6 protein-coding genes are annotated in these 9,794 nt (G+C 32.6%); 4 read left to right on the top strand and 2 right to left on the bottom strand.

From position 1 onward, the window contains the following. Positions 1-171 precede the first annotated feature (171 nt). Complete coding sequence (locus AACY93_RS08725) at positions 172-2,157, bottom strand: putative porin (RefSeq protein ID WP_286852650.1); 1,986 nt, start codon at positions 2,155-2,157, stop codon at positions 172-174. Positions 2,158-2,334: 177 nt separating this feature from the next. Here AACY93_RS08725 and AACY93_RS08720 point away from each other — a divergent pair, with 177 nt between their 5' ends. The 4 genes from AACY93_RS08720 to AACY93_RS08705 all read left to right on the top strand — a co-directional run bounded on the left by AACY93_RS08720 (position 2,335) and on the right by AACY93_RS08705 (position 9,078). Further along, a complete protein-coding gene (locus tag AACY93_RS08720) occupies positions 2,335-2,934 on the top strand; it encodes a ribonuclease HII (RefSeq protein ID WP_286852651.1) in 600 nt (199 codons plus the stop codon). A 32-nt stretch (positions 2,935-2,966) separates the two neighbouring features. Continuing rightward, positions 2,967-5,399 (top strand): ribonuclease HII, encoded by a 2,433-nt coding sequence (locus tag AACY93_RS08715; RefSeq protein ID WP_286852652.1) that lies wholly within the window; start codon positions 2,967-2,969, stop codon positions 5,397-5,399. Positions 5,400-5,602: 203 nt separating this feature from the next. Further along, positions 5,603-6,244 carry a hypothetical protein gene (locus AACY93_RS08710; RefSeq protein WP_286852653.1) on the top strand — a complete coding sequence of 214 codons (642 nt, stop codon included), beginning with the start codon at positions 5,603-5,605 and terminating at the stop codon, positions 6,242-6,244. A gap of 71 nt (positions 6,245-6,315) precedes the next feature. Next, positions 6,316-9,078, top strand: coding sequence for a CHAT domain-containing protein (locus tag AACY93_RS08705; RefSeq protein ID WP_286852654.1), 2,763 nt, complete (start codon positions 6,316-6,318; stop codon positions 9,076-9,078). On the opposite strand, the gene AACY93_RS08700 is transcribed toward AACY93_RS08705, so the two are convergent. Next, positions 9,071-9,790 carry a hypothetical protein gene (locus AACY93_RS08700; protein WP_286852655.1) on the bottom strand — a complete coding sequence of 240 codons (720 nt, stop codon included), beginning with the start codon at positions 9,788-9,790 and terminating at the stop codon, positions 9,071-9,073. The two genes, AACY93_RS08705 and AACY93_RS08700, sit on opposite strands and share 8 nt — an antisense overlap. Between the last annotated feature and the right edge of the window lie 4 nt (positions 9,791-9,794).

Below are 9,794 nucleotides of genomic sequence, written 5' to 3'. Positions count from 1 at the left end.
CAAAGATACAACCCTTTTCCTTTATCAAACAAACTTTTTGCCAAGTATTTTTTAAAGGATTTGCAAGTGTTTCTTTTCTTGCCTTGTTGCCAAGTATTTACGTCCAAAAATTTATTTTAAAAAATTATACTATTTCTTGCTAGAGGCCAAATTGGATGTCAATAAAGTACTTTACAAAAAGAAATTCCATACAATACCAAATCGTATTGTAAAATCCCGATAAGGATGATTTGGAGCAGAGTAATAATCGTAACCTGTCCAGGCTGAATTAAAGTGCTCGGCTTTTAAATAGATTCTGGCTTGTTGAATTTTTGCATTCACAAAGAAATCAAATCTTGGAAACCCTCCATATTCTTGTTCTGTTTGAACATAAAATTCAGCCAATAGCGGATCATAACCATTCATATAATACTTAGAGAAGTAATTAAAGGTAATTCCTGTTTGCAAGAACAAGGCTCTCTTAAAAAAGTAATCTGAATAATATAACGTATTTCTAGTTACGATTTCCGGAACATTGAAAACACTGTTGTCGTCTTTAACAGTTTGATAAACTATAGAGTTATCCAAAGCAAATTTTCCATACTTAATTTCCTTCTCTAATTTAACCGTTAAATAGCTAATGGATTTATTGCTTTGGAACGGTTTTACCAAACCTGTGTCTGTTACTTTTTTAAAATAGGTATAATCGTTTATGGAAGTTACATCTACTGAAACATTTGCAAGTTTTTTGGACTTTAAAGCTAGTTCTATGTTTTGTGTTTCTATGTTATTGAAGTTGGTTTGCCAATTATAGTTTTCGTATACACTTTGGTATAATAAGTAGTTATAGTTTGGCGCTTTGGAATTATGACTGATTTTTGCCCCAAAGGCTATATCCTTAGTAAATTGATATGCTGCTTGACCACTAATATAATTCCCCTCAAAGTCTCCAGATACGTTTAATCCAAAATTACCTTCCAGACTAAACCTATTTATGGTTTTGGAGTAGGCTCCTCCAATAGAATACACATCTCCCAACAACCTATTGGTTATTAAAGTATTATTTATATATGTAACCTTGTCATACCCATAATTAAAATTGTTATAGGCAACATGAAACTTAATGTTTCCTAGTATATTATTGCTATACTCAGTATAAAGCTGGGTGTAAAAATCCTCAAGGGTTACTCTGTCCTTTAATGCTTCTTGCTGAAATGCTTCTCCAAAATAATCGTTTTGATCCTCCTGGTTATATTCATAGTATTTATCTTCAAAAGAAATGATATTCCCAAAGCTTAGTTTGTTTTTGGTTAAAGTATCTTTTTCCTTTAAAACTTTATATCTGTGATCCAAATAAAAACGTTTTCCCTTTAAAATGTTTTCGGCATCTTCAAAGTTTACAGCCAGTACAGACCTGTCTTTAAATTCTGGATTACCAGATTCAAAATAAGGTATGTTACTATCTTGCAAGCCTCCATTTTCTTCATTCAACAAATCTTGCATAACTATATGAGCATTTGCAACATATCTATTGTCTTTTGTTTTGTAACTTGAGGTAAACCTAAAATTTCCAGTACTGGTTAGAGCATGTTGATATTTACCCAAGGAACGCAATCCTTTATAGGCTATTGAAAAGTTAAACTGTTTGGAAGTGTTGGTCGTAAAAAAAGCATCGACTTGTTGCCCTTGACTAAAAGCTGTTTTGTAATAAAGCTCTGTGAGTGGTGTTGGCACATGATAGTAATAAATGTCTTCAACTTCCATGTAATTGAAATGCCTAGCCCTTGCTCCAAAAGAAGGCATTAAATCCAAATCGTTAAAACTATATATTAAGGTATTATAGGATTGACCAACATTTGAAAAAGGCATTAAATTAAAATTATCATTTCTTAGATAATTGAATTTGTAATCTCTTTTTACATTAAGTGTGGTATCTACAAAGGTTGTATCCCTCTCTTTTGAAATAATTAAATACTGCTCTATTTTAGCGTCTTTGTTTTTAATATTTTTATTACTGGTACTTATAGTGGAACCTTGATTCATGTTATCTTGATAATCTGGGTTCGCAATCAATCCATCTTGATTTTGCGTTTGGGTTTTATTTCGAGTTGGTGAAATTTGTGAAAATCCAAAATCAACAATACCTATTAAAAAAAATGCTAAAAATATTCTCTTCATAATTATTTTTTAGACCTTGCAGGTGTCTAATACTTGTATTGAATTTGTATTGTATTATCCTTATTCTATAATCTGATAACTAATTTTTGTCAAAAATAGAAAATATCTTATTGGATTTTATTTATAAAAGACAATATTACAATTAATAATAACGACTTATTCTTAAGATTTATATAAATGCTGAAATTTAATTTTTCAAATTTTTCCATAGAATGTGGGACAGACGAAGCTGGCAGAGGCTGTCTTTCTGGACCTGTTACTGCTGCTGCAGTTATTTTACCGAAAGATTTTAAAAATTCCATATTAAACGATTCCAAGCAAGTATCTGAAAAAAAAAGGGACTTTTTAAGACCTTATATAGAAGAACACGCTTTAGCATACAGTGTGGCACATGTATTTCCAGAAACCATAGATAAAATAAATATTTTAAACGCTTCCATACTTGCCATGCACAAGGCCATTGAAACCTTAAAAACAAAACCCGAGTTTATTATTGTGGATGGCAATAGGTTTAAACCTTTTCAAGATATTCAAAGCAAGACCATTATTAAAGGAGACAGCAAGTATCTTTCCATAGCTGCCGCATCCATACTTGCAAAGACCTATAGAGATGAGTACATGAAATCCATACATGACGAATTTCCCATGTATCAATGGAATCAAAACAAAGGCTATCCAACCAAAGCACATAGACTTGCCATAAAGGAATATGGTATAACAGAGTATCATAGAAAATCTTTTAGACTCTTGCCTGAACAATTAAAATTAGAACTATAACTTATTATATTTGCATAAAACCCTCAACATAAATGAAAGGCATTTTTAATTTCATCCTAATTACTTTATTTGTTACCAGTTGCACTAAAGACAGGAACCACGGCAACCCATTGGATTTTATTCCAGAAAATGCTTCATTTATACTAAAGGTTTCCGATCTTGAAAGTCTAAAAAACAACATTAACAACAACCATTTTCTTGAGGAACTGTCAAAATCCAAAACAGTTTCATCTGTTTCAAAACAGCTGGAAGCCTTAAATTATTTTAAAACAAACACCGAACTATTGCTATGTTTTGTTTCGGACAAAAACGATAGTTTGCAATATGCCATAATTACAGATTACACCAAAGACCTATTTACTGTTGACTCCCTACTCAACCATAAAATTGAAACCATTAGTACCAAAAACCTTTCCATAACCAAAACAACCGTGGAGAATCATTTGCTGTATAGTGTTATTAAGGACAGTGTGTTTATTGGAGCTTCGCATATGGATCTATTGACCCAATCTCTGGACAAGAAGAACAATCCATTAAAATTTGCGGAATTATTGGAAACAGCAGACAAAAACAGTCAGTTATCTGTTTTAATAAATGAAAACAACAATTACTTTAATTCCTTTTTTATAAATGATACAGTTGCAAAGCAAAAACTAGGCAATTCCATTTTGTTAGATATAGATTTAAAACAAGATGAAATACTTTTTAATGGCATTACAAAAGCAACAGACTCCACAAAAAGCCTTATAGAGGTTTTTAAAAACACCATGCCGCAAGAAAACCAAATGGCCAGAATAACACCTTCCAACAGCGATGCGTTTTTAAGCTTTACCTTTAACAATTTCAGTAATTTCAAACAAAATTTAAAATCTTATCAAACTATTGACTCCTTATCTACAGAGACCACTTTGTTTGACAACATTGTTGAAGTAGGCGTTGTTTTTGAAGGTAGCCAAGAAGCCATTGTATTAAATTCGTTAGACGAAGTTTCCACAAGCCATGCGCTTTCCAACCAACAAAACCTAGCAGAGACCTATAGGGATATTGATATCTACCATTTTTCCTCTCCAAATTTGTTCCAACAAACGTTTTCGCCTTTTGTACAATCCAACAATGCTGTTTTATATTGTGCAATAGACAATTTCTTTGTTTTTGGCAGCTCAGTGGACATGCTTCAAAACATTATAGCAAATTATCAAAACAATACCACTTTAAGCCAAAGATCCTATTTTGAAACCATAAAGGAGAATTTGAGCGATGAAGCTTCGCTAATGTATGTAGTGAACCCTTCCACATTAAACCGTAAAATGGAACAGTTTCTTAATGAAAACCTCCCATTGCAACTGGACCATTATAAAGCGTCTGCCATACAGTTTATTTACGACACCAATTTTGCACACGTAAATGCCATTATTAAAAAGAGCAAAACCAAGGCCATTGAAAATTCGGTTACGGAAGAATTCAACATAAAAATTACTGAAGAGATTTTAAACACACCTCAATTTGTTAAAAATCATGAAACAAACCAAAAAGAAATTATTCTTCAAGATGTAAAAAATAACCTGTATTTAATTTCCAATACAGGGAAATTACTATGGAAAAAACAACTTGATGGTGCCATACTTGGCAAAATAGAACAAATAGATATGTACAAAAACGGTAGACTGCAATTGGCGTTTGCTACGCCAAATCGTATTTATGTTTTAGACAGAAATGGAAAAGAGGTGGCTCCGTTCCCATTAAAATTCAACGATAAAGTTACCCAACCCCTTTCTGTTTTCGATTACGACAACAATAGGAATTACCGCTTATTGGTTACCCAAGGGAAAAACATTCTTATGTATGATCAATTGGGAAAAACCGTTAAAGGCTTTAATTTTAAAAGTGCAGAAAGCCCTTTGATATATCAACCACAACATATTAGAATAGGCAGAAAAGATTACCTGTTGTTTAAAACAGCAAACAAACTGTATATCTTGGATCGTGTGGGTAAAACCAGAGTATCTCCAAAAAACAGTTATAACTATTCCAACCAAGCTGTGTATTTGTACAATAACAAATTTACAACTACCACAACAGATGGCAAACTGGTTACCATAGATACCAACGGAAATACAGCAGAACAAAACCTCCAACTTACAGATAGGCACCACATAGAAACCACATCCAAAACCCTTGTAGCACAGTCCGAAAATAGGTTGACCATAAAAAACAAAACCTTGGAAATGGACTATGGCAATTACACCAAACCAGATATTTTTTACATCTACGATAAAATTTATGTTTCTGTAACCGATTTACAAGCCAAGAAAATTTATCTGTTTGACAGCCAAGGAAAGTCTATTGCCAACTTCCCTGTTTATGGAAACTCCAAAATAAGCCTTGATAATATTGATAAAGACAAAAATCTGGAGTTTGTAACCAAAGGAGACAGTAATTCCATACTTATTTACCAGATTAATTAAGCTTAAGCTTACCAAACATACACAAACCAAGACCAACCATACAATGCTTTTGCTTACAATTAGTTTTAATGGTATATTCCGTTTATTTTAGTATTTTAACCAGTATATTTTAAAGAACATATACATAAAAAACTGTGTCAAAATGTTAACTTTATATTATGGTAACCATTAAAGTTCAATAAGAAACCCAAAATTCAATAATTATGAAAAAAAACACATTTGTCCTAATTATCTTATCACTACTATTGTTTACCAATATGAGCTGTGAAGACGATGACAACAACAATACGAATGAGGAAATAGAATTAACTGCAACAAATTATATTTATGAAGGTGATTTAAGAACATTCTATTTAGAATCCGAAATCAATAGGCTTAATGAAGACATTGAGGAGTGGATGCAAATACCAGATAGCGATCCAGGATATAATCAAGCACAAGAAAACATTGCTGCAGCAAACGACCAAATAGACTTACATGAAACCGAAATAGCTGGTATTTTAAGTCCTGCTGAAGCTTTTTCTATTATCAACCCTATTATACCTCCTATTCCACCATCGCCATCACCATGTATTTGCTTTAATGTTTACAACTCCATTAGGAACATTGTTTTATTACCAGGCACAGACCAATTAAGCTTAACTATTAGGGATTATGAAACAGAAACCATAATAGTTAGCACAAACAACAATTCTCCTGTTGAGATTATTCCAAACACACAAAACTCAGGAAGGTTTCAACCATTTCAATTTGAACAGCCAGGATTTAATGGCCAAGCTACACTAACCATACAAAGTGACGGCCAAACCTATTCCATTTTATTGGATTTTCAAGAACCGGAATAAAACAATCATTCAAAATATTATTCATTAAAATATTTGTAATTTAGTCTTCAGTCATACTGAAGACTTTTTTTATGAAAACGCCTCTATTGCTACTACTTATAATATGTTTTAAGAGCCATGTTTTTTCCCAAAACAAAACAGATTCCCTTTACAGTAATGCCATAACGGAATTTTATGGCAAAGCCTACCAACATCTTTATACTCAAGAAGATTCTGCATATTATTATTTCAATAAAATAAATTCCATGGCTATCAAACATGGGGATTTTGAAAGCTTAATAAGCAGCATCAGTGCTTCAAATAAAACAGCAGGTCATTTTTACAATCTTGAAAGAATGAAAACCAACTTGGAACGGTTGGACTCTATAGTATTAAAGAATGATTCAGAATTAAAAAAAACAGAAAACTACCTAATCTATATAAATTCCATCTGGCTGGATAAAGGTCTGTATTATTTCAGGTTAAACGACTATGATAAATCCAGAAAAGCATTTCAAGCCATCATTACCTCAATTGAAACCTTGGATAGCAGAAAGCTGAATATATATTTAATAGATTTGTTAACCAGTGCATACAGCTTTATAGCAAAAATGTATGTAAACGACGGCAAATACAACTTAGCCAAAGATTATTACACAAAAAACATTCACTTTTTAGAATCCAATAAAGCAGACGATATTGTAAAGATTAATAGAACTTACAGTTTATTGGCAGAAGTTTTAAAGAACCAAAAACAGCTGGATTCCTCCAACAGCTACTTTAAAAAATCTTTGAAGTATAACCTGGTAAACAACGGTTCTTCCAGCAGTATTGTTACAGAGGCCAACCATTTGTTGGAAAACTATTTAAATCAATCGCAAATAGATAGTGCCAATTATTACTTAAATATCATTAAAAAAAACCTTCCTGACAAGCATCCAAGATGGAACGTGTACTACGAGGCCAAAGCCAAAATACATATAGCTACAGGAGCTTATGAAATGGCAGAAGAAGAACTGCAAATAGCTTTAGATCTCATTAAACAAAAATGGAAAAACCAACCTCATAACGATGTGGCTGAAGCTTATAACAACATTGGGTTGTTGCATGCCAAATTTAAGAATCCCACTAAAGCTTTGGAAAATTACAATCTAGCCTTACAACAGTTTTCAGAAATAAACAATTCCTCTACCATTAACCAAACAGTGGTTTTAAAAATCTTAAAAAACAAAGCCTTGGCTTTAAACAGTTTAAAATTGTATTCAGAAAACCTTATAACCATTGATCAAGCGTTAGAAACCCTAGACCAGCTAAAGCCTACTTTTAAAAGCAACACAGACAAACTGTTTTTAATGGAGGAAGCTTTTCCAGTTTTTGAATCTGGCCTAGAAGCTGTTTATAATTTATATCAAGAAACCAAACAAGACTCACTTTTGGATAAGGCTTTTTATTATTCAGAAAAAAGCAAGAGTGTTTTGCTTTTAGAAGCCATTTTAAGCACAAAAGCCACAAAATTCGCGAACATTCCAAAAGATATCATTGAAAAGGAACAACTTTTAAAATCCAAAATCAATCATTTAGAAAAACAAATCAACCATACCAAGAATCAAGCTTTGGAGGATAGACTCTTTGACGTTAAAAACAATTACAGGGAACTTATAACAACCATAGAAAACAGGTATAAAACCTATTACGATTTAAAATACAATTCTAAAGTAATAAACATAAAAGAATTACAAACCCTCTTGGATACCAAGGATGCTTTGCTATCCTACTTTTATGGAAATCATCACATTTATACAATCACCATTACAAAAAAATCAAAACATATAACACGTTGTAAATTAAATAACGACCTAGAAAACAATATTGTTTCCCTGTACAAATTGCTAAACAACCCAAAATCCAATCTTGAAGAGTTAAACAGCAAATCGTTTTATTTGTACACTAAACTAGTGGCTCCAAACATTGATAATCTGTCCCATAAAAATCTTATTATTGTAACAGATGGCTTATTGAATTACATTCCATTTTCAAGCTTTTCAACCAATGGCAGAGCGAAGTATGTAATTGAAAACCATGCCATAAGCTATGTAAATTCTGCTACTTTATTTAAACAGCTTTCAGAGAAAGAAGGCATCAACAACAAGGTTTTGGCCTTTGCTCCCAGTTTTGATGCATCGATTAATGCCAACTTAATGCCTTTACCAAACAATCAAACCGAAGCCGAGGACATCTTAAATTATTTCAGTGGAAAAACCTTGACCAATACCCAAGCGACACTTCAAAATTTTAATACCGAAAGTGAACATTATGGGTTGTTACATTTTGCCACACATGCCATTTTAAATGATGAAACTCCCGAATATTCCTATTTGGCATTTCAACCCAATAACACCAATTCCAACCTACTTTATGTTAGCGATCTATATAATTTAAACCTCAACACCAATTTGGTAACCTTGAGTGCTTGCGAAAGTGGCATAGGCAATTTAAAACGTGGGGAAGGATTTTTAAGTCTTGCCAGAGGCTTTTACTTTGGTGGAGCTTCCAGTATATCCAGCACCTTATGGAAAATTAACGATGGCTCCACTTTAAAGATCATGGATGCTTTTTATAAAAATCTATCAGAAGGAAACTCCAAAAGCTTGGCATTGCAACAAGCACAAGTTTCTTTTTTAAATGAAAACAGCCAAAATGCCTTAGTGCATCCTTATTACTGGTCTGGATTTATAATTTCTGGAAATACCTCAGCAATTGCCACTACCAACAATTGGTTATGGTATGTGGCAATAGGAGTTGTTTTGTTATTGATAATAGGTTTGCTAGTAAAGAAAAACCAAAAGTCTAGTTAAGCTCCTTTAAAAGTGCTTGTGCTTTATCTTTGTTATAGGAATAATTGGCCATTAAGTGTTCCAAATAGGATACTGCCAAAGATTTATCTTTCTCTTTAATTGCAATTAAGGCCAGATACCATGTAGCTTCTGCAACAAAACTTTCATTTTTGGCAACTACTTGTTGAAACAAACCTTTGGCCTCTTGAATGTTGTCCATACCCAAATAAGCTTGAGCTTTGTAAAAATTTAGGTAATCTTTGGTTTCATCAGCTGAAAGTGCCTCAAATTTTTCAATGGCTGTTTGGTAATTCTTGGTTTCGTAAGCTACAAAAGCTTCACGTTCTATAGAATTGGCATCGTCACTTCTGGTAATGGTATAAACCGTATTTGGATATTCGGTAAAATGATTCTCATACAAACTAATGTAATTGGTACTAAAAAAGGTATTGTATCCAAACCAACCAAACAAAATGGCTATAGAAGCAGCTATGGCAAGGTTTCTGTAGTTAAACACGGTATTATGACGTTTATTTATTTTTGTTTCAACCTCATTAAGCATTGCTTTTAGCCTATCGGTTTCATGGCTTTTTATGGCTTTTTGCAATCCCTTTTCAAATTCAAATTCAGCTTTAAATTCGGCATCTGTTTCCAGTAATTTTTTGAAAACGGATTCTTGCTCAGGTGTTAAACTGTTAGAAAAATAATGATATAAAAGTTCTTGATTGTTCATTGCT

The sequence above is a fragment of the uncultured Xanthomarina sp. genome (genome assembly GCF_963971605.1).
Classification (GTDB): domain Bacteria; phylum Bacteroidota; class Bacteroidia; order Flavobacteriales; family Flavobacteriaceae; genus Xanthomarina; species Xanthomarina gelatinilytica.
The sequence above is the reverse complement of the archived record's forward strand: the minus strand, read 5'-3'. Positions and strand labels throughout refer to the sequence as shown.